At 70.2% G+C, this 23,354-nt stretch carries 23 protein-coding genes and 1 pseudogene; 19 read left to right on the top strand and 5 right to left on the bottom strand.

From position 1 onward, the window contains the following. The first annotated feature begins 128 nt into the window (after positions 1-128). Genes iolC through mmsA form a run of 5 tightly spaced genes read left to right on the top strand, consistent with a single transcriptional unit; the run spans position 129 to position 6,276 of the window. Positions 129-1,079, top strand: coding sequence for a 5-dehydro-2-deoxygluconokinase (iolC, locus tag ACFYXB_RS18695; protein WP_389583459.1), 951 nt, complete (start codon positions 129-131; stop codon positions 1,077-1,079). 11 nt (positions 1,080-1,090) lie between these two features. Beyond that, positions 1,091-2,014 carry a deoxyribose-phosphate aldolase gene (locus ACFYXB_RS18700; RefSeq protein WP_351356300.1) on the top strand — a complete coding sequence of 308 codons (924 nt, stop codon included), beginning with the start codon at positions 1,091-1,093 and terminating at the stop codon, positions 2,012-2,014. Between the two features lie 7 nt (positions 2,015-2,021). Continuing rightward, positions 2,022-2,846 (top strand): 5-deoxy-glucuronate isomerase, encoded by an 825-nt coding sequence (gene iolB, locus ACFYXB_RS18705; protein WP_388497292.1) that lies wholly within the window; start codon positions 2,022-2,024, stop codon positions 2,844-2,846. Between the two features lie 5 nt (positions 2,847-2,851). After that, the gene (gene iolD, locus ACFYXB_RS18710; protein WP_389583675.1) at positions 2,852-4,759 is read left to right on the top strand and encodes a 3D-(3,5/4)-trihydroxycyclohexane-1,2-dione acylhydrolase (decyclizing); all 1,908 of its coding nucleotides are present in this window, start codon (positions 2,852-2,854) and stop codon (positions 4,757-4,759) included. A 14-nt stretch (positions 4,760-4,773) separates the two neighbouring features. Next, complete coding sequence (mmsA, locus tag ACFYXB_RS18715; RefSeq protein WP_389583462.1) at positions 4,774-6,276, top strand: CoA-acylating methylmalonate-semialdehyde dehydrogenase; 1,503 nt, start codon at positions 4,774-4,776, stop codon at positions 6,274-6,276. A gap of 73 nt (positions 6,277-6,349) precedes the next feature. Here mmsA and ACFYXB_RS18720 read toward each other — a convergent pair whose 3' ends face one another. Further along, positions 6,350-7,180 carry a hypothetical protein gene (locus ACFYXB_RS18720; RefSeq protein ID WP_389583464.1) on the bottom strand — a complete coding sequence of 277 codons (831 nt, stop codon included), beginning with the start codon at positions 7,178-7,180 and terminating at the stop codon, positions 6,350-6,352. Positions 7,181-7,542: 362 nt separating this feature from the next. On the opposite strand from ACFYXB_RS18720, the gene ACFYXB_RS18725 reads away from it, so the two are divergent. Continuing rightward, entirely contained in the window at positions 7,543-8,934 is a 1,392-nt protein-coding gene (locus ACFYXB_RS18725) for an APC family permease (protein WP_389583467.1), read from the top strand. Between the two features lie 6 nt (positions 8,935-8,940). Here ACFYXB_RS18725 and ACFYXB_RS18730 read toward each other — a convergent pair whose 3' ends face one another. Further along, positions 8,941-9,354 carry a GNAT family N-acetyltransferase gene (locus ACFYXB_RS18730; protein ID WP_351356215.1) on the bottom strand — a complete coding sequence of 138 codons (414 nt, stop codon included), beginning with the start codon at positions 9,352-9,354 and terminating at the stop codon, positions 8,941-8,943. Positions 9,355-9,499: 145 nt separating this feature from the next. Here ACFYXB_RS18730 and ACFYXB_RS18735 point away from each other — a divergent pair, with 145 nt between their 5' ends. From ACFYXB_RS18735 to ACFYXB_RS18750, 4 genes are all read left to right on the top strand, one after another. Next, the gene (locus tag ACFYXB_RS18735) at positions 9,500-12,139 is read left to right on the top strand and encodes a CocE/NonD family hydrolase (RefSeq protein WP_389583470.1); all 2,640 of its coding nucleotides are present in this window, start codon (positions 9,500-9,502) and stop codon (positions 12,137-12,139) included. Then, on the top strand, positions 12,136-12,999 hold the full coding sequence (locus ACFYXB_RS18740; RefSeq protein ID WP_389583472.1) for an ABC transporter permease: 864 nt from the start codon (positions 12,136-12,138) through the stop codon (positions 12,997-12,999). Before ACFYXB_RS18735 ends, ACFYXB_RS18740 begins: the two co-directional genes overlap by 4 nt. 148 nt (positions 13,000-13,147) lie before the next feature. After that, positions 13,148-14,692 (top strand): von Willebrand factor type A domain-containing protein, encoded by a 1,545-nt coding sequence (locus ACFYXB_RS18745; protein ID WP_389583474.1) that lies wholly within the window; start codon positions 13,148-13,150, stop codon positions 14,690-14,692. 107 nt (positions 14,693-14,799) lie between these two features. Continuing rightward, a complete protein-coding gene (locus ACFYXB_RS18750; RefSeq protein ID WP_389583476.1) occupies positions 14,800-16,743 on the top strand; it encodes an AMP-dependent synthetase/ligase in 1,944 nt (647 codons plus the stop codon). A gap of 56 nt (positions 16,744-16,799) precedes the next feature. Here ACFYXB_RS18750 and ACFYXB_RS18755 read toward each other — a convergent pair whose 3' ends face one another. Together ACFYXB_RS18755 and ACFYXB_RS18760 are read right to left on the bottom strand one after the other, a co-directional pair. Beyond that, the gene (locus tag ACFYXB_RS18755) at positions 16,800-17,207 is read right to left on the bottom strand and encodes a rodlin (RefSeq protein ID WP_389583479.1); all 408 of its coding nucleotides are present in this window, start codon (positions 17,205-17,207) and stop codon (positions 16,800-16,802) included. 206 nt (positions 17,208-17,413) lie between these two features. After that, complete coding sequence (locus tag ACFYXB_RS18760; protein WP_389583481.1) at positions 17,414-17,824, bottom strand: rodlin; 411 nt, start codon at positions 17,822-17,824, stop codon at positions 17,414-17,416. A gap of 200 nt (positions 17,825-18,024) precedes the next feature. On the opposite strand from ACFYXB_RS18760, the gene ACFYXB_RS18765 reads away from it, so the two are divergent. From ACFYXB_RS18765 to ACFYXB_RS18805, 9 genes are all read left to right on the top strand, one after another. Beyond that, a complete protein-coding gene (locus ACFYXB_RS18765; RefSeq protein ID WP_389583484.1) occupies positions 18,025-18,435 on the top strand; it encodes a rodlin in 411 nt (136 codons plus the stop codon). A 241-nt stretch (positions 18,436-18,676) separates the two neighbouring features. Further along, on the top strand, positions 18,677-18,904 hold the full coding sequence (locus ACFYXB_RS18770; protein ID WP_389583486.1) for a chaplin: 228 nt from the start codon (positions 18,677-18,679) through the stop codon (positions 18,902-18,904). Between the two features lie 105 nt (positions 18,905-19,009). Beyond that, positions 19,010-19,699, top strand: coding sequence for a chaplin (locus ACFYXB_RS18775; RefSeq protein ID WP_389583488.1), 690 nt, complete (start codon positions 19,010-19,012; stop codon positions 19,697-19,699). Between the two features lie 484 nt (positions 19,700-20,183). Then, a complete protein-coding gene (locus ACFYXB_RS18780; protein WP_389583490.1) occupies positions 20,184-20,423 on the top strand; it encodes a chaplin in 240 nt (79 codons plus the stop codon). Between the two features lie 243 nt (positions 20,424-20,666). After that, on the top strand, positions 20,667-20,894 hold the full coding sequence (locus tag ACFYXB_RS18785; RefSeq protein WP_389583492.1) for a hypothetical protein: 228 nt from the start codon (positions 20,667-20,669) through the stop codon (positions 20,892-20,894). After that, positions 20,867-20,992, top strand: a complete 126-nt coding sequence (locus ACFYXB_RS18790) for a hypothetical protein (protein ID WP_389583493.1) — start codon at positions 20,867-20,869, stop codon at positions 20,990-20,992. Before ACFYXB_RS18785 ends, ACFYXB_RS18790 begins: the two co-directional genes overlap by 28 nt. A gap of 199 nt (positions 20,993-21,191) precedes the next feature. Then, positions 21,192-21,473: a hypothetical protein gene (locus ACFYXB_RS18795; RefSeq protein WP_389583678.1), complete on the top strand. Its 282-nt coding sequence runs from the start codon at positions 21,192-21,194 to the stop codon at positions 21,471-21,473. A gap of 127 nt (positions 21,474-21,600) precedes the next feature. Continuing rightward, positions 21,601-22,098 (top strand): DUF5949 family protein, encoded by a 498-nt coding sequence (locus ACFYXB_RS18800; protein WP_389583495.1) that lies wholly within the window; start codon positions 21,601-21,603, stop codon positions 22,096-22,098. Then, a complete protein-coding gene (locus tag ACFYXB_RS18805; RefSeq protein ID WP_389583497.1) occupies positions 22,098-22,682 on the top strand; it encodes a vitamin K epoxide reductase family protein in 585 nt (194 codons plus the stop codon). Before ACFYXB_RS18800 ends, ACFYXB_RS18805 begins: the two co-directional genes overlap by 1 nt. 143 nt (positions 22,683-22,825) lie before the next feature. On the opposite strand, the pseudogene ACFYXB_RS18810 reads toward ACFYXB_RS18805, so the two are convergent. Next, positions 22,826-23,354 (bottom strand): annotated as a pseudogene (locus tag ACFYXB_RS18810) (exosporium protein); the annotation flags it as partial.

Below are 23,354 nucleotides of genomic sequence, written 5' to 3' on the forward strand. Positions count from 1 at the left end.
TGTCAAGGCCTGGTCCGAATGTCTGGACAAAACATTGACAGGGCGCCCCGTACGGGGCTACAAACCGGGGGAGAGCCGCGTGAGTCGCGCCGCCCCGGTGCGAGCCGGATGACGCAGAAGGGAAGCCGATGGCGTACGACCTGATCACCATGGGGCGGATCGGAGTGGACATCTACCCGTTGCAGGCGGGGGTCCCGCTCGCCCAGGTGTCCACCTTCGGCAAGTTCCTCGGCGGGTCGGCGACGAACGTCGCGGTCGCCGCGGCCCGCCTCGGCCGGCACACCGCCGTGATCACCCGCACCGGCGACGACCCCTTCGGAACATATCTGCACGAGGCCCTGCGCGACTTCGGCGTGGACGACCGCTGGGTCACCCCGGTCGCGGGACTGCCCACGCCGGTCACCTTCTGCGAGGTCTTCCCGCCGGACGACTTCCCGCTCTACTTCTACCGCCGGCCCAAGGCGCCCGACCTGGAGATCGACGCCCACGACCTGGACCTCGACGCCATCCGCGAGGCCGGCATCTTCTGGGTCACCGGCACCGGCCTGAGCGAGGAGCCCAGCCGTACGGCGACCCTCGCGGCCCTCGCCCACCGGGCCAGGGCCGGGATCACGGTCTTCGACCTCGACTGGCGCCCCATGTTCTGGAAGGACCCCGCCGAGGCCCGCCCCTTCTACGCCGAGGCCCTGCGCCACACCACCGTCGCCGTCGGCAACCTCGACGAGGTGGAGGTCGCCATCGGAGTGCGCGAACCCCACGCGGCGGCCTGCGCCCTCCTCGACGCCGGGGTCGAACTCGCCGTCGTCAAACAGGGCCCCAAGGGCGTCCTCGCGGTCAGCGCCACAGGCGAGTCGGCCGAGGTGCCGCCCCTCCCCGTCACCGTCCTCAACGGACTCGGCGCCGGTGACGCCTTCGGCGGCTCCCTGTGCCACGGTCTGCTGGCCGGCTGGGACCTGGATACGATCATGCGGCACGCCAATGCGGCCGGCGCCATCGTCGCCTCCCGCCTGGAGTGCTCCTCCGCGATGCCCACCCCGGACGAGGTGGCCGCCGCGCTCGAGGCCGGAGCGGTGCTGTGAGGGCGGGCAAGGTGGGCGGCGCCCACCGCGAGGGCGGGGACGGGACCGCGCACGCGCGCGTTGACATCTCCACGCTGGTCCACACGCGCACCCACCATCCCGAGGCGATCGCCGAGGCCGCCGTACGCCGAGCCCGCAGGCCGCTGCTCAACGAGCACGGCCGGCTGATGATCGTCGCCGCCGACCACCCGGCCCGCGGCGCCCTGGGCGTCGGCGACCGCAAGCTCGCCATGGCCAACCGCGCCGACCTCCTCGAGCGGCTGTGCCTGGCGCTGTCCCGCCCGGGCGTGGACGGTGTCCTCGCCACCGCCGACATCCTCGACGACCTGCTACTGCTCGGCGTCCTCGACCACAAGGTGGTCATGGGCTCGATGAACCGCGGCGGCCTCCAGGGCGCCTCCTTCGAACTCGACGACCGCTTCACCGGCCATCGCCCCGAGGACATCGAGCGCCTCTGCTTCGACGCCGGAAAGCTGCTCCTGCGGATCGACTACGACGATCCGGGCTCCCTCACCACCCTGGAGTCCACCGCCCGCGCCATCGACGACATGGCCGCGCGCCGACTCCCCGTCTTCGTCGAGCCGTTCCTCAGCCGCCGCACGCCCGAGGGCCGGCTGCGGAACGACCTGTCCGCCGAGGCCGTCACCAAGTCGATCGCCATCGCCTCGGGCCTGGGCGGCAGTTCGGCCTACACCTGGCTGAAGGTCCCGGTCACCGAGAACCCCGACGACATGGCCCGGGTCATGGAGACCTCCACACTCCCGGCCGTGCTCCTCGGTGGTGAGGTCGGCGACGACCAGGACGCGGCGTACGAGAAATGGCGCGGCGCCCTCCAACTGCCCACCGTGCGCGGCCTGGTGGTCGGCCGCACGCTGCTGTACCCGGCGGACGGCGACGTGGCCGCCGCCGTCGACACCGCCGTAGGACTGCTGTGAGGGCCGCATGACCAGCACCGGACTGCACCTGACCAAGGGCTCCACCGCGGACGCCCAGTACGCCGTCGACATCGACCCCAAACGGGCCGGATGGACGCACAGCAGTTTGCGCATCGTCGAACTGTCGCCCGGCGGCAGCCATTTGTTCACCACGGGTGACAGTGAATGGATCGTGCTTCCGATCAGCGGCGGTTGTACCGTGCACGTGGAGGATGAGGAGTTCCAAGTCCTGGGCCGGGACAGCGTGTTCACCTCAGTCTCGGACTTCGTGTACGCGCCCCGGGACACCCGGGTCCAGATCGCCTCCGGCGCGGGAGGCCGCTTCGCCCTGGCAGGAGCGAAGTGCGAGCGACGACTCCCCGCCCGCTACGGCCCCGCGCCGGAGGTTCCCGTCGAACAGCGTGGCAGCGGCACGTCCGCGCGCGAGGTGCGCAACTTCGCCTCCGCCGACGCGTTCGAGTGCGACAAGCTCATCGCGGTCGAGGTGATCACACCCGGCGGCAACTGGTCCTCGTACCCGCCCCACAAACACGACGAGAACCGGCCGGGCGAGGAGTCCGAGCTGGAGGAGATCTACTACTTCGAGATCGACGGCCCGAACGGGTTCGGCTATCAGCGCGTGTTCCCCTCCCGTGAGGGCGGATCCGACGTCCTCGCGGAGGTCCGTTCCGGCGACGCCGTCCTTGTCCCCGACGGATGGCACGGCCCGTCGATCGCCCAGCCCGGACACGCCATGTACTACCTCAACGTCATGGCCGGTCCCGGCGCGACGCGGGAATGGCGGATCTGCTTCCACCCGGACCACGTAGAAAGCGCAGGGGGTTACCGATGACCTCTATGTCCCGGGCGGTGAGGCTGACGGTCGCGCAGGCGCTCGTCCGCTTCCTGTCCGTCCAGTACACGGAGCGGGACGGCGTACGGCAGCGGCTGATCGGCGCGACCTGGGGCATCTTCGGCCACGGCAACGTCGCCGGGGTCGGCCAGGCGCTCGTCGAGTACGCCGACGCGATGCCGTACCACCAGGGCCGCAACGAACAGGCCATGGTCCACGCGGCGGTCGGCTACGCACGCCAGTCGAACCGCCTGTCCACACACGCCGTGACGACGTCCATCGGCCCCGGCGCGACCAACCTGGTGACCGGCGCGGCACTCGCCACGATCAACCACCTGCCGGTGCTGCTCCTGCCCGGCGACGTCTTCGCCGCCCGCCCCGCCGACCCGGTCCTCCAGCAGCTCGAAGTGCCGTACGCGGGCGACGTGTCGGTCAACGACACCCTGCGCCCGGTCTCGCGCTACTTCGACCGGATCACCCGCCCCGAGGCCCTGATCCCGAGCGCCCTCCAGGCCATGCGGGTGCTCACCGACCCCGTCGAGACGGGCGCCGTCACCCTCGCCCTGCCGCAGGACGTGCAGGCGGAGGCGTTCGACTGGCCCGAGGCGTTCTTCGCCGAGCGCGTGTGGACCGTACGCCGGCCCGGCCCCGACCCGGTCGAACTCGCCGAGGCGGTACGGGCGATCCGCGCCGCCAGCCGTCCCCTGGTCGTCGCGGGCGGCGGCGTCCACCACAGCCGTGCCGAGGACGCCCTCGCCGAGTTCGCGGAGACCACCGGCATCCCGGTCGCCGCCACCCAGGCCGGCAAGGGCTCCCTGCGCTGGGACCACCCCCAGGACGTCGGCGGCATCGGCCACACCGGCACCGCCACCGCGGACGAACTCGCCCGCAGCGCCGACCTGGTGATCGGCGTCGGCACCCGCTACACGGACTTCACCACCGCCTCGAACACCCTCTTCGAGAATCCCGGCGTCCGCTTCCTCAACCTCAACATCGCCTCCTACGACGGCCACAAGCTCGCCGGAATGCCGCTGGTCGCGGACGCCCGCAGCTGCCTCCAGGAGCTGTCCGAGGCGCTGGAGATGCACGGTCACCGGGTCGCCGAGACGTACGTCGCCGAGTACTCCGAGGACAAGGAGCGCTGGGAACAGCGCGTCGACACCTGCTACGAGGCCGACGAACAGGACGTACGGCCGACACAGCCGCAGGTCATCGGGGCCCTCGACGCTCTGGTCGACGAGTCCGACATCATCATCAACGCGGCCGGCTCCCTCCCCGGCGACCTGCACAAGCTGTGGCGGGCGCGGTCGTGGGACCAGTACCACCTGGAGTACGGCTACTCCTGCATGGGCTACGAGATCCCGGCCGCCATCGGTGTGAAGCTCGCCGCTCCCGACCGGCCCGTGTGGGCGCTGGTCGGCGACGGGACGTATCTGATGATGCCGACCGAGATCGTGACAGCGGTGCAGGAGGGGATCGCGATCAAGATCCTCCTCGTGCAGAACCACGGGTACGCATCGATCGGCGGGCTGTCCGAGCAGGTGGGCGGCGAGCGGTTCGGCACCGCGTACCGCTTCCCGTCCGGGGGGTCCCCCCGGACGGAGTCTGGGAGAGGTATGTACACGGGCGCCCCGCTGCCCGTCGACCTCGCCGCCAACGCGGCCAGCCTGGGCATGCGCGTGCTGCGCGCGAGGACCGTCGCGGAGGTGCGTGCGGCGCTCGCCGAGGCGCGGGCCGCCGACACTCCCACATGTGTCTACGTGGAGACCGAAACCGCAGACACTGTGTCGGGCGCGCCTCCGGCGCAGGCCTGGTGGGATGTACCTGTGGCCGAGACCGCGACCCGAGCGTCCGCGGTCAAGGCACGAGAGCTGTACGAACGGCACGTCTCCACCCGACGCCGCCATCTGTGAAGGAGTTTCTGGGCATGACGAAGATCGTCAACCACTGGATCGGCGGCAAGACCGTCGAAGGCGCCTCGGGTACGTACGGGCCGGTCACCGACCCGGCGACCGGTGCGGTCACCACGAAGGTCGCGTTCGCCTCCGTCGAGGAGGTGGACGCCGCGGTCGCCGCCGCGAAGGACGCGTTCGCCACCTGGGGCACGTCCTCGCTCGCCAGGCGCACCGAGATCCTGTTCCGCTTCCGCGCGCTGCTGGACGCCAACCGGGACGCGATCGCCGAGCTGATCACGGCCGAGCACGGCAAGGTCCACTCCGACGCGCTCGGCGAGGTCGCGCGCGGCCTGGAGATCGTCGACCTGGCCTGCGGCATCAACGTGCAGCTGAAGGGCGAGCTGTCCACGCAGGTCGCGAGCCGCGTCGACGTGGCCGCGATCCGCCAGCCGCTCGGTGTCGTCGCGGGCATCACGCCGTTCAACTTCCCGGCGATGGTGCCGATGTGGATGTTCCCGATCGCCATCGCGACGGGCAACACGTTCGTGCTGAAGCCGAGCGAGAAGGACCCGTCGGCGTCCCTCAAGATCGCCGAGCTGCTGGCCGAGGCCGGGCTGCCGGACGGCGTCTTCAACGTCGTGCACGGCGACAAGGTGGCGGTGGACCGCCTCCTGGAGCACCCGGACGTCAAGGCCGTCTCCTTCGTCGGCTCGACCCCGATCGCCCGCTACATCCACACCACGGCCTCCGCGCAGGGCAAGCGCGTCCAGGCCCTGGGCGGCGCCAAGAACCACATGCTGGTCCTGCCGGACGCCGACCTGGACGCGGCGGCGGACGCGGCGGTCTCGGCGGCGTACGGCTCGGCGGGCGAGCGCTGCATGGCCATCTCGGCCGTGGTCGCCGTCGGCTCGATCGGCGACACGCTGGTCGAGAAGATCCGCGAGCGCGCCGAGAAGATCAAGATCGGCCCCGGCAACGACCCGACGTCCGAGATGGGCCCGCTGATCACCGCCGTCCACCGCGACAAGGTGGCGTCGTACGTGAACGGCGCGGCGGCCGAGGGCGCCGAGGTCGTCCTGGACGGCACCGGCTACACGGTCGAGGGCTTCGAGGACGGCCACTGGATCGGCATCTCGCTGCTCGACAAGGTGCCGACCAGCGCGAAGGCGTACCAGGACGAGATCTTCGGCCCGGTGCTGTGCGTCCTGCGCGTCGACACGTACGAAGAGGGTGTCGCCCTCATCAACGCGTCGCCGTTCGGCAACGGCACGGCGATCTTCACCCGGGACGGCGGCGCAGCCCGCCGCTTCCAGCTGGAGATCGAGGCGGGCATGGTCGGCGTGAACGTGCCGATCCCGGTGCCGGTGGGCTACCACTCCTTCGGCGGCTGGAAGAACTCGCTCTTCGGCGACCACCACATCTACGGCAACGACGGCACGCACTTCTACACCCGCGGCAAGGTCATCACGACCCGCTGGCCGGACCCGGCCGACGCCCCCGCCGGCGTCGACCTCGGGTTCCCGCGCAACCACTGAGCGTGTCGCGACAGTTGCCCCGTCCGCTGCCCCTGTCTGGGAGGGGACGGGGCGACCGCCGTCACGCCGGGGCTCAGCCCTGCCGCTGTTTCTTCAGCAGCTCGGTGACGTCGGCGGTCTGCGAGGCCGGCGGCGCCGTGATCGTCGCCGTGTCGCCGAACTTGTCGAAGTCCATGGTCACGGTGCCGGCGCCGAACTTCTCCTTCAGCCGCACCGGAAGGTCCTTCGGACCGACCCAGACGTCCATGGTGATGGATGTCGTGCCACCGGTCAGCGAGCCCACCGCACTGTCCTTGCCGCCGTACGCCTCCTTGAACTTGCCCATGTGGGCCTGGTCGATCACGGCCCGGTAGTGAGTCGTGCGCTGCCCGTTCACGGTCTGCGAGCCGAGGTCCTCGACGTCGTTCGCGTACTTCAGACCCTTCATGGACGCCGACGGACTGCCGTTGTCCCCGCGCAGGGCCTGGGAGCCCTTCTCGCCGAGCACCGCGGAGCTGTCGACCTTCATCCACTCCTTGCCCTTGTACGGGCCGGAGGGCAGCGGGTCGACGTCGTAGTAGTAGGCGCCGTCGACCAGCAGCGTGCGGATCGTCGGGTCGTCCTGGACGGACTGCATGTTCGCGGCCTTGGTGTCCATCTGGACGTCGAACGCGTACCCGTGGCCCCAGGAGTATGTGCCGTCCATGCTGATCGGCTTGCCGGTGCCGACATTGGTCACCATCCTGACCTGCGCGGATCCCACCTTCTCCGTCCGGTCCGTCGCGCGTGCCAGCGCCGCCATGATCTTGTCGCCGTTGCTCACGGCCTTGGCCGCCGACCTCGCGCCCTCGGTTCCGCACGCGGAGGCCGCGAGCAGTGTCACCGCCGTGAACCCCACCCAGGCAGCGGTGTGCCGAAGCTTCATGTGTCCCCACCCCGAAAATTCTGTGTGCCGTTGGTGATCGACGACCCTAGCGGGGCCTTCTGACATCGATGCCACCGCATTTTCGGCGTCCGGATACCGGATCTCCTGACGTTTTTTTAACGCCCTCCCTGCGAATGTCGTACGCACACAACTCGCCCAGGAGACTGCGTGAAAGTGTCGGATACGCGATCAACGGCGTCGTTGAGCTACGGATTCCGTAGGTAAACACCTATTGACGCGCCGGTTTTCGTTGGGATTCCATCAGCGCCGGGAGCGAGAACAAGAGACGTACGACGCGAGCCGCCGGAGGCGATAGCGCTCCCGCCCGAACCACCACCGCACGAGCCGATCGGAACCCCTCCATGACCGACACGCTTGAGAAGTCCGTGGCCGAGGCCGCGACCGCCCCCTCGCCGGGGCTGAGGCGCTCCATCGGGGTCACGGGGGCCACTCTCCTGACCCTCTCGTGCGTCACCCCCGCCTCCACGCTCTTCGTCGTCGTGCCCGACCTGTTCGGCTCGCTCGGCACCGCCACCGCCCTGACGATCGCCATCGGCTCCCTCCTCTGTATCGCCGTGGCGTTCTGCTACTCGGAGCTGGGCACCCTCATCCCCAGCGCGGGCGGCGAGTACGCCATGGTGTCGACGATGGCCGGACGCCTCGCGGGCTGGCTCGTCTTCGTCCTCTCTCTCCTGGTCGTGATGATCGTGCCGCCGGTCATCGCGATGGGCACCGCCGACTATCTCGCCCCGATCGTCCACCTCGACCCGGCCATGGCCGGCGCCGGCGTGATGCTGCTCGCCACCCTCGCCGGCCTGCTCGACCTGCGCGCCAACGCCTGGATCACCGGCATCTTCCTGGTCCTGGAGGTCATCGCCGCCGGTGTCGTCGCCCTGCTCGGCTTCACGCACGGCCACCGCGGCCTCGGCAGCCTCACCTCGATGCAGGTGGCCGGCGCGAACGGGCACACGGACACCGTGACGGCCATGCTGGTCGTCTCCGGCCTCGCGATCGCCCTCTTCGTCACCCAGGGCTTCTCGACCGCCGTCTACCTCTCCGAGGAGCTGGAGAACCCGCGCCGCAACGTCGCCCGCACGGTCCTCGCCACCCTGGCCATCTCCTCCGTGATCATCCTGGTCCCGGTCGTCGCCATCACGCTCGGCGCCTCCGACCTCAAGGAGCTGACCGGCGGCGACATCAGCTCCATGGTCACCGCCTGGTCCAACTCGGCCGTCGGCACCTTCGTCAGCCTCTGCGTGGCCCTCGCGATCATCAACGCGGGCATCGTCATGGTCATCCAGAACTCCCGGGTCCTGTTCGCCTCGGCCCGCGACAAGGCCTGGCCCGAGCCGGTCAACAACGTCTTCTCCAAGCTCGGCCGCTTCGGCTCCCCCTGGGTCGCCACGCTCGCGGTGGGCGTCCCCGGCGCACTGCTGTGCTTCGTCAACCTGGACACCCTGTACGGCGTCACGGGCGTCTCCGTGACCGGCATGTACCTCCTCGTCGCGGTCGCCGCCCTGCTGGCCCGGCGTGGCTCCCACAAGCACACGCCCGCCTGGCGCATGCCGCTGTGGCCCGCGATGCCGGTGCTGCTGATCGCCGTCCTCGCGTACATCCTCAGCCAGCAGGAGGCGAGCTACCTGCTGTGGACCGGTGGCATCACGGCCGTGGCCACCCTCTACTGGGTCTTCTACCTCCGCCCGCGCCGCGAGACCCGCTGGCTGGTGTCGATCCCCGAGGACGTGCAGGCGTAAGCCGCGTCAGAAGTCCCACGTCACCACCGAGCACGACCCCTCGTCCTTTCCGCCCGCACTGCGATAGGCGGCAAGGGCGACGTCGTTCCCGGCGTCGATGAGGACCCACATGCCGTAGCAGCCCAGCTCCCGGCCCAGCGCGGCCAGCCGGCCGATCAACGCCCGCCCGATTCCCCGGCGCCGGTACGGGTCCGCGACCGCGAGCTCGTACAGGAACATCTCGGTGCCCTTGTCGGGGTGGATCGTCTCGACGCCGCTGACAAAGCCGACGGGGGTGTCCTCGCCGTCCTCGTAGGCGAGAAAGAGATGGTGTCCGGCCGCCGTCAGGAAGCGCTCGGCCCATGCGGTACGGACGGGATGATCGAACAGATGCTCGGCGGCGGCGACTTCGGCGACGGAGCCGGCACGGCGAATCTCCATGAGCCTTCGTACCACGGCTGGTGTACATGGCGTCAGGCTCGTACTCCTCGGGGAGGGGCGGGGGTTCAGACCGGCGGCTGCATCGGTTGTCGGTGGCGGCCCGTACCGTTGAGGGCATGGATCTTCGACTGCCCCGGAGGCGAAAGTGAGCTGGGTGCTGCTGCGGCGGCCGCGGCGGGTGCTGGCCGCCGTGGCCGCCGTCGTCGTGCTCGCGGGGGCCGGTACGTGGACGGCCGTCGCCGCTTCCGACGACGTGCCCGCCGTGCGCCGCGCCGACCGGGTCATGGACGTGGGCGACGGGGTGCGCCTCGACACCTCGTACTTCACCTCCGCCGCCACCGGCCGCCGCCCCGCCGTCCTGCTGGCGCACGGCTTCGGCGGCAGCAAGACCGACGTACGGCAGGAGGCCGAGGACCTAGCACGCGATGGTTACGCCGTGCTGACCTGGTCCGCGCGCGGCTTCGGCAGGTCGACCGGGAAGATCGGCCTGAACGACCCGAAGCACGAGGTCGCCGATGTCTCCCGGCTCATCGACTGGCTGGCGACGCAGCCCCAGGTCCAGTTGGACCGGAGCGGCGACCCGCGCGTGGGCGTGGCCGGCGCCTCGTACGGCGGCGCGATCTCCCTGCTGGCCGCCGGGTACGACGACCGGGTGGACGCCATCGCCCCGGCGATCACCTACTGGAACCTCGCGGACGCCCTGTTCCCCGGCGGCGTCTTCAAGAAGCTGTGGGCCGGGATCTTCTTCAACACCGGCGGCGGGTGCGCCCAGTTCGAGCCCGCGCTCTGCGCGATGTACAACCGGGTCGCCGAGTCGGGCAAGCCGGACGCGGCCGCCCGCAAGCTCCTGGACGAGCGCTCGCCCTCTGCCGTCGGCGCCCGCATCAAGGTGCCCACCCTCCTGCTCCAGGGCCAGACCGACTCCCTGTTCACGCTCGCCCAGTCCGACGCCGCCGCGAAGGCGATCCGGGCGAACGGCTCCCCGGTCGACGTCGACTGGATCGCGGGCGGGCACGACGGCGGCGACCTGGAGACCGGCCGCGTCCAGGACCGGGTGACGGCCTGGTTCGACCGCTACCTCAAGGACGACAAGGGCGCCGCCACCGGCCCGGCCTTCCGCATCACCCGCACCGGAGGCGTCGACTCCACCGACGGCGCCGCCCTGCTGCGGGGCGCGAGCGCGGACACCTACCCCGGCCTGGAGAGCGACCGGCGCCGGATCGCGCTGACCGGCGGCGCGCAGCACGTCGCCAACCCGGCCGGAGCCAGCCCGCCCGGCGTCTCCGCCCTGCCCGGCCTCGGCGGCACCGGCGGCCTCGCCCAGCTGTCCGCCCTCGGCCTCGGCGTCTCCCTCGACTTCCCCGGCCAGTACGCCAGGTTCGACTCGGCCCCGGTCAGGAGCGACCTGCGGATCACCGGATCGCCGACGGCGACCGTGCACGTGACGTCGACGAGCGACGACGCCGTCCTCTTCGGGAAGGTGTACGACGTCTCGCCCGGCGGCACCCAGCAGGTGCTGCCCTCCCAACTGGTCGCCCCCCTGCGCGTCGAGGGAGCCAAGTCCGGCAAGGACGTCACCGTCACGCTCCCGGCGATCGACCACGACGTGCAGAAGGGCCACCGCCTGCGCCTGGTCCTCGCCTCGACCGACCTCGGCTACGCCTCACCGGTGGCCCCGGCGACGTACACCGTCTCCCTGAAGGGCGACCTGAGCGTCCCAACGGCACCCGGCGTGACCACGGCCGCCGCGCCGCTGCCCGCCTGGGTGTGGTGGCTGCCGGGAGCCGGCGCGCTGCTCGCCCTGGCCCTGCTGCTGACCGGCCGCCGGCGTACGGCGGCTCCGGCGCCGCCCGACCCCACCCTCGCCGAAGTCCCGCTGCAGATAACCGACTTGAGCAAGCGGTACGCCCGCTCGTCCGACCGGTACGCGGTACGGGAGCTGTCCTTCCGCGTCGAGAAGGGCCAGGTACTGGGGCTGCTCGGGCCGAACGGCGCGGGCAAGACGACGACCCTGCGCATGCTGATGGGCCTCATCAAGCCGGACGGCGGCGAGATCCGCGTCTTCGGCCACGCGATCCGGCCGGGCGCGCCGGTGCTGTCGCGGGTCGGCGCGTTCGTGGAGGGCGCGGGCTTCCTGCCGCACCTGTCCGGGCGCGAGAACCTGGAGCTGTACTGGCAGGCGACCGGCCGCCCGCCCGAGGACGCCCACCTGGAGGAGGCACTGGAGATCGCGGGCCTCGGCGACGCCCTCGCCCGCGCCGTCCGCACCTACTCCCAGGGCATGCGCCAGCGCCTCGCCATCGCCCAGGCCATGCTCGGCCTGCCCGACCTGCTGATCCTGGACGAGCCGACCAACGGCCTCGACCCGCCCCAGATCCGCGAGATGCGCAAGGTGATGATCCGCTACGCGGCCGCGGGCCGCACGGTGATCGTCTCCAGCCATCTCCTCGCGGAGGTCGAGCAGTCCTGCACCCACCTGGTGGTGATGGACCGCGGCCGCCTGGTCCAGGCGGGCCCGGTGGCCGAGATCATCGGCTCGGGCGACACCCTGCTCGTGGGCACCGCCACGCCCGTGGAGGAACCGGTCGTCGAGAAGGTGGCCGCGCTCACCGGCGTGGCCTCGGCCGTCCGCACCGACGACGGACTCCTCGTTCGTCTCGATGCCACGGGCAGCCCAGTCCGTCTGGTCGCCGAACTCGTCCGGCTCGACGTGCCGGTGGAGTCGGTCGGCCCCCACCGCCGTCTCGAGGATGCCTTCCTCACCCTGATCGGAGGTTCCGAGTGAGTACGGTCGCCGAGCCCGTCGAGGTCGCCGCCGGCTATCGGGCGGGACGGACCCTGCCCCTGAGGGTGGAGCTGGTCCGCCAGCTGAAGCGGCGGCGCACGCTGGTCATGGGCGCGATCCTCGCCGTGCTGCCGTTCGTGCTGCTCGTCGCCTTCGCGATCGGTGGCGAGCCGGGCGGACGCAACGGCCAGGTCACCCTGCTGGACACGGCCACCGCGTCCGGTGCCAACTTCGCCGCGGTGAACCTGTTCGTGTCGGCGGGCTTCCTGCTGGTGATCCCCGTCGCCCTGTTCTGCGGGGACACCGTGGCCTCGGAGGCCGGCTGGTCCTCCCTGCGCTATCTGCTCGCCGCCCCCGTGCCCCGGGCCCGCCTGCTGTGGTCCAAGCTCGTCGTCGGACTCGGGCTCAGCCTCGTTGCGATGATCCTGCTCCCGCTCGTGGCCATCGCCGTCGGCACGGCGGCCTACGGCTGGGGCCCGCTGGAGATCCCCACCGGCGGCGCGCTCGACCCGGGCACGGCGGCGCAGCGCCTCGTGGTGGTCGTGGCGTACATCTTCGTGTCCCAACTGGTCACCGCCGGGCTGGCGTTCTGGCTGTCGACGAAGACGGACGCTCCGCTGGGCGCGGTCGGCGGCGCGGTCGGCCTGACCATCGTCGGCAACGTCCTGGACGCCGTCACCGCCCTCGGCCACTGGCGCGACTTCCTGCCCGCGCACTGGCAGTTCGCCTGGGCCGACGCCGTACAGCCGCATCCCGAGTGGTCCGGCATGATCCAGGGCGCGGCGATTTCGATAACGTACGCGCTCGTGCTGTTCGCCCTGGCCTTCCGGGGTTTCGCCCGCAAGGACATCGTCTCCTAGGTCACCGGAGGATCACCCACCGGTCTCGACGGCCCTGCGCCGTGCCCTCTTTGAGATCGTTCCGCAACGCTCCGTACCGCACGTTCCCCCGCCGTACGCCGTCACAGTCACAGAAGGTCGACGTCAACCGGCACAGGGGGCAGTGGAGATGGATCGGTACGGGACACGGCGGGCGCGGGGCGCGCTGCTCGCCCTCACGGCGATGGGCGCACTGCTGCTGACGGCCTGCGGCGGGGGCGGCGGCATCAGCGAGCGCAGTTACGACAGCTCGAAGCGTTCGGGCGGTCTGCCCGCGCCCGCCCCCGCCCAGAGCCAGGGCTCGGCCTCGGGCGAACAGAACGACGGCGAGGCGGCCGACTCCAAGGAGCGCGCCTCCGCCGACTACCTCTCCACCTTCGCCCTGGACGTCGACACCGCGTCCTACGGCTATGCGCGCCGCACGCTCGCCGACGGCCGGCGGCCCGCCCCGTCGACGATCCGCCCGGAGGAATTCGTCAACAGCTTCCGCCAGGACTACCGGCGTCCTGACGGCAACGGATTCACGGTCACCGTCGACGGCGCCCGCACCAACGAGCGGAACTGGTCCCTGGTGCGGGTCGGACTCGCCACCCGCAATGCGGAACAGGGTGAACGCCCGCCCGCCGCCCTCACGTTCGTGGTCGACGTCTCCGGGTCCATGTCCGAGCCGGGCCGCCTCGACCTGGCCAAGGAGTCCCTCGACACGATGACGGACCGGCTGCGCGACGACGACTCGGTCGCGATCGTCACCTTCAGCGACGAGGCCGAGACCGTCCTCCCGATGACCCGGCTCGACGGCCACCGCGGCGAGATCCACGACGCGATCGACGGCCTGGAGACGCAGAGTTCGACCGACCTCTCCGCGGGCGTCGAGACCGGCTACGCCACCGCCGTCGAGGGCCTGCGCAAGGGCGCGACCAACCGGGTCGTCCTCGTCTCCGACGCACTCGCCAACGACGGCGACACCGACCCCGACTCCATCCTCGAACGCATCGCCTCCGATCGCCGCGAGTACGGCATCACCCTGTTCGGCGTCGGCGTGGGCAGCGACTACGGCGACGCCCTCATGGAACGCCTCGCCGACAAGGGCGACGGACACACGGCCTACGTGTCCGACAACGACGACGCCACCAAGGTGTTCTGCGAGCAGCTCCCGCAGAACATCGAGCTGACCGCCCGCGACGCCAAGGCCCAGGTCGCCTTCGATCCACACACGGTCGCCGAGTTCCGCCTCGTCGGCTACGACGACCGCCGGGTCGCCGACGACGACTTCCGCAACGACCGCGTCGACGGGGGCGAGGTCGGCCCCGGCCACACCGTGACCGCCCTCTACGCGGTCCGCACCAGGCCCGGCGCAGACGGCCACCTCGCCACGGCCACCGTCCGCTGGCTCGACCCCGACAGCCGCGACCCGCACGAGGAGTCGGGCGAGCTGGAGGCCGGCGCCCTGAAGGACTCCGTGTGGAGCGCGACCCCGCGCTTCCAGGTCACCGCAGTCGCCGCCTACTTCGCCGACGCCCTGCGCTCGGGCGACGACCGCTGGCGCGTCCTGCCCGGCGACCCCAGCCTCGGTGAACTCCAGGACCGCGCCGACGACTTGGCGACGAAGACCGAGGACACGGCCGTACGACAGCTGGCCGAGGCGATCGGACAGGCCCGTCGCGCCGACGGCTAGCGCGCCGGTCCGGTCCTGTCGAAACCGTTGACCACCTATTACGTGTGAGTAAGTTGACTTCAAAGTAAGTAACTTGAGTGAATCCGAGGCCGCGACCGGGAGCCGTCATGGGCGTACGCAAGGATCTGAAGCGGGCCAGGAAGCGCAGCGACCTGGCGGCCCGTACGCAGGTGGAGACCGTCAGGGACGAGCACGGCGTAGTACGCGAGGCCCGTACCCCGGCCCTCGTGCCGCAGGCGGCCTCCGGGTCCACCGCCGACCTGCCCTTCGCCAACGCGGCCGAGGCGCCCGACGCCGTGATCCTGCGCCGCCGCGAGGCGGGTGGCTGGCGCCCGGTCACGGCGGCCGCGTTCGCCCGTGACGTCACGGACACCGCCAAGGGCCTCATCGCGGCCGGCCTCGAACCGGGCGGCCGCGTCGCGGTGATGTCCCGCACCCGCTACGAGTGGACGGTCCTGGACTTCGCGATCTGGGCGGCTGGCGGCCAGACCGTGCCGATCTACGCCACCTCCTCCGCCGAGCAGGTGGAGTGGATCGTCCGCGACTCCGGCGCCCGGTACGTCGTCACCGAGACTTCCGAGAACAGCGCCACCGTCAACACGGGCACCGTCGGCCACCCCGAACCGCCCCACGTGTGGACCCTCGACGAAGGCGCCCTCGCCGAGCTCACCACCCTCGGCCGGGACGTCCCCGACGAGGAGGTCACCAAGCGCCGCGAAGCCCTGACCCCCGACACCGTCGCCACCCTCTGCTATACGTCCGGCACCACCGGCCGGCCCAAGGGCTGCGTCCTCACCCACGCCAACCTGCACGCCGAGGCGGCCAACACGGTGCAGCTGCTGCACCCCGTCTTCACCGAGGTCACCGGCCAGACCGCGTCCACCCTGCTCTTCCTGCCGCTCGCCCACATCCTCGGCCGCGCCCTGCAGATCGCCTGCCTCATGGCGCGCATCGAGATCGGCCACTTCCCGAGCATCAAGCCCGACGAACTCCGCCCGGCGCTACGGGAGTTCCGCCCCACCTTCCTGGTCGGCGTGCCGTACCTCTTCGAGAAGATCCACGACACCGGCCGCGCCACCGCCGAGAAGATCGGCCGCGGTGCCTCTTTCGACCGCGCGGACCGCATCGCCGTCCGCTTCGGCGAGTCCTACCTGAACAAGTTCCTGGGCACAGGGAAAGGCCCCGGCCCCGGCCTGTACGCCGCCTGGGGCCTGTACGACCTGCTGGTCTACCGCCGTATACGCAAGGAACTCGGCGGCCGTATGCGGTACGCCATCAGCGGCGGCTCCCCGCTCGACCGCAACCTCAACCTCTTCTTCTATGCGGCCGGAATCATCGTCTACGAGGGCTACGGCCTGACCGAGACGACGGCCGCCGCGACCATCGTGCCCCCGCTGCAACCCCGCCCCGGCACGGTCGGTCAGCCGGTTCCGGGCGCGGCGATCCGCATCGCCGACGACGGTGAGGTGCTGATCAAGGGCGGTCTGGTCTTCGGCTCGTACTGGAACAACCCGGCGGCCACGGATGCGGTCCTTTGGCGGTCCCCCCGGACGGAGTCCGGGGGAGACTGGTTCGCCACAGGTGACCTCGGCTCGCTCGACGACGACGGCTATCTCACCATCACCGGCCGCAAGAAGGACATCCTCGTCACCTCCGGCGGCAAGAACGTCTCCCCGGCCGTCCTGGAGGACCGGCTGCGCAGCCGCCCGCCGGTCGGGCAGTGCATCGTCGTCGGTGACAACCGGCCCTTCGTCGCCGCTCTCGTCACCCTCGACCCCGAGGCGGTCGCCCACTGGCTGTCCGTGCGCAAGCGGCCCGCCGACACCCCGCTGTCCGAGCTGGTGCGCGACGACGAGCTGCGCGCCGATGTGCAAAGGGCCGTCGACTACGCCAACCAGGCCGTCTCGCGCGCCGAGTCGATTCGCGCCTTCACGCTGGTCGAGGGCGAGTTCACCGAGGACAACGGTCTGCTGACCCCGTCCCTGAAGGTCAAGCGGCACGCGGTCACGGCGGCGTACGCGGAGCAGATCGAGGCCCTGTACCGGAAGTGACACGCGAACGGCGGGCCACCGGAGAACCCGGTGACCCGCCGCGGCGGAGCGGTGGCTCAGCTGTTGCCGGTGCCGTTGCCGGACAGGGCCGAGATGTCGTCCAGGATGTGCGAGAGCGGTTCGTCGCCCTTGGCCTGGGTCGAGTTCTCGACGCACTGCTGGTTCTGCGGTGCGGACAGGACCGGGATGTCCTGGACCGAGACCGGCACGACACCGACGAGCGAACCGGCGTTGACCTTGGCGGGCAGTCCCACGCAGGGCTTGTTCAGGGAACCCTGGACCAGCGAGAGCTGCGGGCTCATGTCGCCGACCGTCGCCGAGTTGCCGAAGTCCTGCGAAGCACCGGTGCCGCTCATGGAGGTCGTGCCGGTGTCGTCACCGATGGCGAGCGCCTGGGGGACGGCCGTGGTCGTGATGCCGACGACCGAAGCCGCGATCGCCGCGGTTGCCCACAGCTTCTTCATGTTGATTCCCTTTCGAAAGGCGGACTCCGGGGAGGAGTTACATGATCGTCAACGCGGCAAGCTCGGGCTGGGTTGCGGGGCGTGCCCCGTTTGGCGCAGCGTGCTCGTACGATGCGACAAACATCCCCGCTCTAGGCGTCACGCGGGACGCGCGAACGGCGGGCCACCGGTGATCCGGTGACCCGCCGTGGCGGAGAGAGCGGTGCTCAGTTGTTGCCGGTGCCGTTGCCGGAGAGGACCGGGATGTCGTCCAAGATGTGCGAGAGCGGTTCGTCGCCCTTGGCCTGGGTCGAGTTCTCGACGCACTGCTGGTTCTGCGGCGCGGACAGGACCGGGATGTCCTGGACCGAGACCGGCACGACACCGACGAGCGAGCCCAGGTTGGCCTTGGCCGGCAGGCCGATGCAGGGCTTGTTGAACGAGCCCTGGATGAGCGCCATCTGGGGGCTCATGCTGCCGTACGTCGCGGAGTTGCCGAACGCCTGCGCGGAGTCGTTGCCGCTGGCGGACGTGGTGCCGGTGTCGTTGCCGATGGCCAGCGCCGTGGGGGCGGCGGCGGCCGAGGCGCCGACGACGGAAGCGGCGACCGCGGCGGTGGCCAGAACCTTCTTGATCACTTGCTGTTCCCTTCTGGAAAAACCCCGTCCACCGGAGCGCTCTGGTCAACTACCCCGGCCCCGCGTGGTTCCGCCGGTTCACTCCGTTGGCCCACGCCGGAAAATGAACAGCCCGACCGGGTGAATCGCCAAAACCAAGATGCCTGCCTGTGGTTGATGCGGGAGCAGGAACGCGTGTCTCTGCAGGAAAGGAAAGCGAAATGCTGAAGAAGGCAATGTCCGTGACAGCGGTCGCCGCGGCCGTGGTCGGTGCGGCGGCCGTCGCCGCACCGCAGGCGCTGGCGATCGGCAACGACACCGGCACGACCTCCACGAGCGGCACCGGCGCCTCGCAGACGTTCGCCAACTCGGCGACCACGGGCAACCTGAGTCCGCAGGCCACCCTGGTCCAGGGTTCGCTGAACAAGCTCTGCGTGGGACTGCCCGCCAAGGTCAACGCCGGTTCGATCGTCGGTGTCGTGCCGGTCTCGGTCCAGGACATCCCGGTCCTGTCCGCACCGCAGAACCAGCAGTGTGCCGAGAACTCGACCCAGGCCAAGGGCGACGAGCCGCTGTCGCACGTCGTGGAGGACATCCCGGTCCTGTCGGGCAACGGCGCCGACAACAAATGAGCCGTCGCGCGCACAACACCCGGGCCGTTTCGGGCCTCGGTCCGCCGCGGCTCGGGTGAGCAAGCGATTTCATCTTATGCGACAAAGGCATTTGGGTGAATTCTTCAATGGCTCACGTTCCACAGTTTCCCCCGCTGTCTATTCCTCGTTTCAGAACTGCCGGTCATGGTGCGAGTCGTTCAAGCTGTGCTCGCTCGGTTTCTGCCGCCACACAGGCATGACTGGAGAGAAGGGAAAGTTCATGAAGAAGAGCGCTGCAGTCGTCGCCGGCGCGATCATGGCCCTGGGCGTGGCCGGTCCGGCCTTCGCCGACACCGGCGCCACCGGTTCCGCCGCCACCTCCCCGGGCGTCCTCTCCGGCAATGTGATCCAGATCCCCGTGCACGTCCCCGTGAACCTGTGCGGCAACACCGTCAACGTCATCGCTCTGCTGAACCCCGCGTTCGGCAACGCGTGCACCAACCAGTGACGACGTGACGCGCCGGCCACCGGCTGCGTCACGGCCGGCCTTGGATACCTCCTGTTGCGTTCCAAGGCCGGCTTTTCCAGTTCTTCAAGCAGGAAGACAACGAGATTGCGACAGACCCTGAGCAGGGGAGTGGTCGTGGCCGCCGCCGCGACGAGCATTCTGTCCCTGTACGACATCCCCGCCCTCGCCGACTCATTCGCCGGCGGTGCCACTTCGGACTCGCCCGGCGTGCTCTCGGGCAACACCCTGCAGGTGCCGATCCATGTACCGATCAACGCCTGCGGCAATTCGGTAGACGTCATCGGTCTGCTGAACCCGGCGTTCGGCAACTCCTGTGGCAACCAGGCGAATTCGGTCGGACAAGTCACGCCGGGAATCCCGGGGCAAACGGGTTCCAGCGGCACGGCCTCCCCGCAGACGCCGCAGACGCCGCAGACGCCGCAGACGCCCCCGCAGACGCCGCAGACGCCCCCGCAGACGCCCCTGCCGACGTCCCCGCCGACGCCCCTGCCGACGGGTGTCGCGAACACCCCACCCGTCGTTCGCACTCCGGCTCCCCGGCCGCCCTCCCCCGCCGAACAGCCCCAGCGCGGCACGGCCTCCCAGGAGCCGCAATACGCCTCCTCCACCTACCGGCCGCGTCCGGCGGATGCCACCCCCATGGGTGGCGAATCCCGGGCCACTCTGGCGGAGACCGGCAGTGGGACCATGCTGGCGACCTCGGGCGTCAGCGCCGCGCTCATCGTAGGAGGGATGATCCTGTACCGGCGAGGCCGAGCCCTGCACTTCAGGTGATCAGCCGGTGCCGGACGCCCGAGTGCCCGGCACCCGCAGCAGGCCAGTCGTAGCACCCTCGATGTGTCTGCCATGTGTGAGCAATCCACATGGCAGACCGTCAGTGACGTACCGGGGCCATCGCCCCGCTCCGCCCCCGCCGGCACCGTCTCGCCGACGCCCGAATCGCCCTCCTTCACGGCCCCGTGTCCGGCCGGCACCGTAATCCCGGTACTGGGTCGCCGCCGTGGAGGCCGGGTTGTGCGCGAAGCGTGCAGCCGGGCCGAGGCGGTAGGCCGTCATGGTTCGGCCATGCACAGCCGTCTCCGGTCACAGTCCACTGCCGTGGTTGTGCGCCGGGCGTTGTACCGCCTGCCGGCGTCCGTGGAGGCCGATTCATCGGCAGATCACTCCTCTGGCGGCACAACCTCCGCCGGGGCCGCGCGTTGACACAGCGTCGGGCATTCGCCCGGATGTTTGTGTCAACCCCAAGGAGCACCTCTCCATGTCGCGTATCGCGAAGGGCCTGGTCCTTACCTCCGTCGCCGCTGCGGCCGTTGCCGGCGCCGCCGGCATCGCCGCTGCCGACAGTGGCGCGAACGGTGGCGCCAGCAACTCCCCGGGCGTCCTGTCGGGCAATGTGATCCAGGTCCCTGTTCACGTCCCGATCAACGCCTGCGGCAACACCGTCGACGTCATCGGGCTGCTGAACCCGGCGTTCGGCAACATCTGCTCCAACAGCTGACGTCGCTTCGCACTCCATCGGCCGGCCGCACTCCCGCACGGGAGGGCGGCCGGTTCGCTTGTTCTGTGGCGTACTTGCGGTGCCTCGAATGGGCGGGTGGGGCGCCGGATCACCGGACCGGTCCGAGCGCAGCCATGCGGTATCCCATGCACCCGTCCCGGGTGCGGACGCGCTCCTGGCGCAGATCAAGAGCCTCGGCAACCTCGGCGGCGTGGCCACCCGGTCACCGGCCTGCTCAACACCGTGCTCAAGGCCGACAACGGCCGGCTCTCCACGACCGAGGCGACCAAGCTCATCGATGCCGTGAAGCAGGCCATCGCCGACGCGACCCCGAAGGACATCGCCGATCCGCAGCCCAAGGACGCCGTGAGCGCCGCCCTCGCCGCCCTGCAGAAGTCGCTGGAAGTCTCCTCGATGCCGTTACCTCCGGGGACGTCGGCAAGGTGGCCACGGCGGTCACCGGCGTGGTGACGGCCCTCGTCCACTATGTCGCCGCCACGCTGCTCGTCGGCGGCCTGCCCGCGCCCGACCTTCCCGGCCTGCCCGGTCTGCCGGTGCCGACGACGTAAGACATCACGGGAAGCGGTCGAACAGCCGTTGCGACGGAATATCCCAGCCGGCGCAACGGCTGTTCTCTTTTTCCGATCGGATGACGACTCCCGGGGTGCAGAAACTTCTGCACCCCGGGGTTTCCGTCCCGACCGGAGATCGTTGAGCACGGCGTCAGAAATCCCTGATGTGACATGAGTTGCAGAGGAAAGGAAGATGATGAAGTCCCTGAAGGCTGTTGCTGTCGTTGCCGGAACCATGGCCATCACCGGTGCCGCCGCACCCGCGTTCGCCTACGACGCCGCCGACGTGACGCCCACCAGCCTCAACGGCGCCGTCAACACGCTGACCCAGGGCCCCATCGACGTGATGCCGCTGCGGCACCAGTCGAGCGCGCTCGACACGGAGAACAAGGATTCCGTGCTCAACACGGTCAAAGGCGCGACCGGTGTGCTGAACCAGCACAACCCGTTGCTGGGCGGTCTGCCGTTGCAGAGCTGACCTTCCCGGGACGGCGTTCTAGGGGCGTCGAGGGGCGTCCCTCGTTCGTGTGGAGAGCGTTCGAGGCATCGTCCACCCGGGTGAGAAGACACCGAGCAGCTTTCGGGAGCGTCGATAGGGTCGCGCGGTGACCTCAACATCAAGCGAAACCCGTCCTCTGCGCCTCGCCGACCTGGGCACGCTCGTCGTACTGGCCTGGAGCGGCGAGGCACCCGGCGGAGATATGCCTTATCTGCTCGCCTACACCCTGGGCGACGGTGTGGGCGGCCCCGAGGCATCCTCCGTCGCTGTACGGCAGTTGCTGGAGAGCAACCGCCTGCCTGTGGGCGGCGACCTCCTCGACGGTGTTGCGAAGCCCGGCCTGCCGGTCAGCCTGCTGGTCGAGGCCGGGCAGGTGGTCGTCAACATGCCTCAGCTCACTGCCCAGTGCACCGCTCCGCCGCAGTGGCTGGAGGCGGTCGCCCAACGAGGCTTCGTCTACCTCGTGTTCACCACCCGTCCCTGGCCCGAGGCCGCACCGGGCAGACCCCTGGCCCCCGAGGCGCTGGCCGCGTTCGCGGGCGCCGATGAGACGCTGGAGAAGGCGGCGCACGTCGTCCTGCCGGCCCGGAGCCTGCGCGGCTGATGGTGAGAACCGCGGGCGCAGGCCGGAGGTTCGCCCTGCTGCTCGTACTCACGGGGGCGGCCGGGCTGCTCGCCTCCTGGGTCATCACCATCGACGAGTTCAAGCTGCTTCAGAATCCGAACTTCACACCCGGCTGCAGCCTGAACCCGGTGGTGTCCTGCGGCAGTGTGATGAAGAGTTCCCAGGCTTCGGTCTTCGGGTTCCCCAACCCGATGCTGGGCCTGGTGGCCTACGGCATCGTGATCTGCGTCGGCATGAGTCTGCTGGCCGGCGCGGTGTTCCCCCGCTGGTACTGGCTGACCTTCAATGCCGGGTGCCTGTTCGGGATCGGCTTCGTGTCGTGGCTGCAGTTCGAGTCGCTGTACCGGATCAACGCGCTGTGCCTGTGGTGCGCTCTGGCGTGGGCCGCCACGATCCTCTTGTTCTGGTACGTGATCTCGTTCAACGTACGGAACACGTTTCTGCCGGCGCCGCGCGCGCTGAGAGCGTTCTTCGACGAATTCACCTGGGTGCTGCCAGTGCTGCACATCGCAGTCGTCGGAATGCTCGTTCTGACGCGTTGGTGGGAATTCTGGACGAGTTGACGGATCCCGCCGTCGGGAATCGGGCATGGGGAAAACGGTCCGTGCCGCCTACCTGACAGGTGGGCGGCACGGACCGTTTTCAAGGGGAGGAACGTGCGGTCAGGGGAAGCAGGTTCCCTGGCGGCCGGACTCTTGGCCCGGGATCAGGGGGTCGGGGGCGTCGTCAGCTGGCAGACCGACGTTACGGAGACGGTCGCGGCATCGGGGCCAGGGTTGACGACGGTGACGGACCAGGACGTACCCGGCAAGCTCGACAGCGTCTGGACCTGACCCGTACCCGTCACCTGGAACGAACCGCCACTGACGGCCTCGAATGATGGCCCGACAAGGTCGGTGCACGACGGTCCGAGCAGCGTCACCGTGCTGCCGGCGGGCACATTCTGGGGGGCCGAGGCCAGCGTCGACGTCTGCGTGGGGCCGGACTGGCCGATGGGACCGGCCGCACCGGTGGGCCCGGTGGGGCCGGTGGTGCCGTTGGTGCCGTTGGTGCCGTTGAGTCCCTGCGGGCCGGTGGGGCCGGTGGGGCCGTCGAAGCCGTTGAGTCCCTGCGGGCCGGTCGCGCCGGTGGCGCCGTCGATGCCGTTGGTGCCGTTGAGTCCCTGCGGGCCGGTGGGGCCGGTGGGGCCGTCGAAGCCGTTGAGTCCCTGCGGGCCGGTCGCGCCGGTGGCGCCG

This window comes from Streptomyces sp. NPDC002619 (assembly GCF_042889305.1).
Taxonomy (GTDB): domain Bacteria; phylum Actinomycetota; class Actinomycetes; order Streptomycetales; family Streptomycetaceae; genus Streptomyces.

Coding starts and splice junctions, on each gene's coding strand:
- iolC (WP_389583459.1), top strand. CDS start 129: ATGGCGTACGACCTGATCACCATGGGGCGGATCGGAGTGGACATCTAC.
- iolB (WP_388497292.1), top strand. CDS start 2,022: ATGACCAGCACCGGACTGCACCTGACCAAGGGCTCCACCGCGGACGCC.
- iolD (WP_389583675.1), top strand. CDS start 2,852: ATGTCCCGGGCGGTGAGGCTGACGGTCGCGCAGGCGCTCGTCCGCTTC.
- mmsA (WP_389583462.1), top strand. CDS start 4,774: ATGACGAAGATCGTCAACCACTGGATCGGCGGCAAGACCGTCGAAGGC.
- ACFYXB_RS18720 (WP_389583464.1), bottom strand. CDS start 7,180: ATGAAGCTTCGGCACACCGCTGCCTGGGTGGGGTTCACGGCGGTGACA.
- ACFYXB_RS18725 (WP_389583467.1), top strand. CDS start 7,543: ATGACCGACACGCTTGAGAAGTCCGTGGCCGAGGCCGCGACCGCCCCC.
- ACFYXB_RS18730 (WP_351356215.1), bottom strand. CDS start 9,354: ATGGAGATTCGCCGTGCCGGCTCCGTCGCCGAAGTCGCCGCCGCCGAG.
- ACFYXB_RS18745 (WP_389583474.1), top strand. CDS start 13,148: ATGGATCGGTACGGGACACGGCGGGCGCGGGGCGCGCTGCTCGCCCTC.
- ACFYXB_RS18750 (WP_389583476.1), top strand. CDS start 14,800: ATGGGCGTACGCAAGGATCTGAAGCGGGCCAGGAAGCGCAGCGACCTG.
- ACFYXB_RS18755 (WP_389583479.1), bottom strand. CDS start 17,207: ATGAAGAAGCTGTGGGCAACCGCGGCGATCGCGGCTTCGGTCGTCGGC.
- ACFYXB_RS18765 (WP_389583484.1), top strand. CDS start 18,025: ATGCTGAAGAAGGCAATGTCCGTGACAGCGGTCGCCGCGGCCGTGGTC.
- ACFYXB_RS18770 (WP_389583486.1), top strand. CDS start 18,677: ATGAAGAAGAGCGCTGCAGTCGTCGCCGGCGCGATCATGGCCCTGGGC.
- ACFYXB_RS18780 (WP_389583490.1), top strand. CDS start 20,184: ATGTCGCGTATCGCGAAGGGCCTGGTCCTTACCTCCGTCGCCGCTGCG.
- ACFYXB_RS18795 (WP_389583678.1), top strand. CDS start 21,192: ATGAAGTCCCTGAAGGCTGTTGCTGTCGTTGCCGGAACCATGGCCATC.
- ACFYXB_RS18805 (WP_389583497.1), top strand. CDS start 22,098: ATGGTGAGAACCGCGGGCGCAGGCCGGAGGTTCGCCCTGCTGCTCGTA.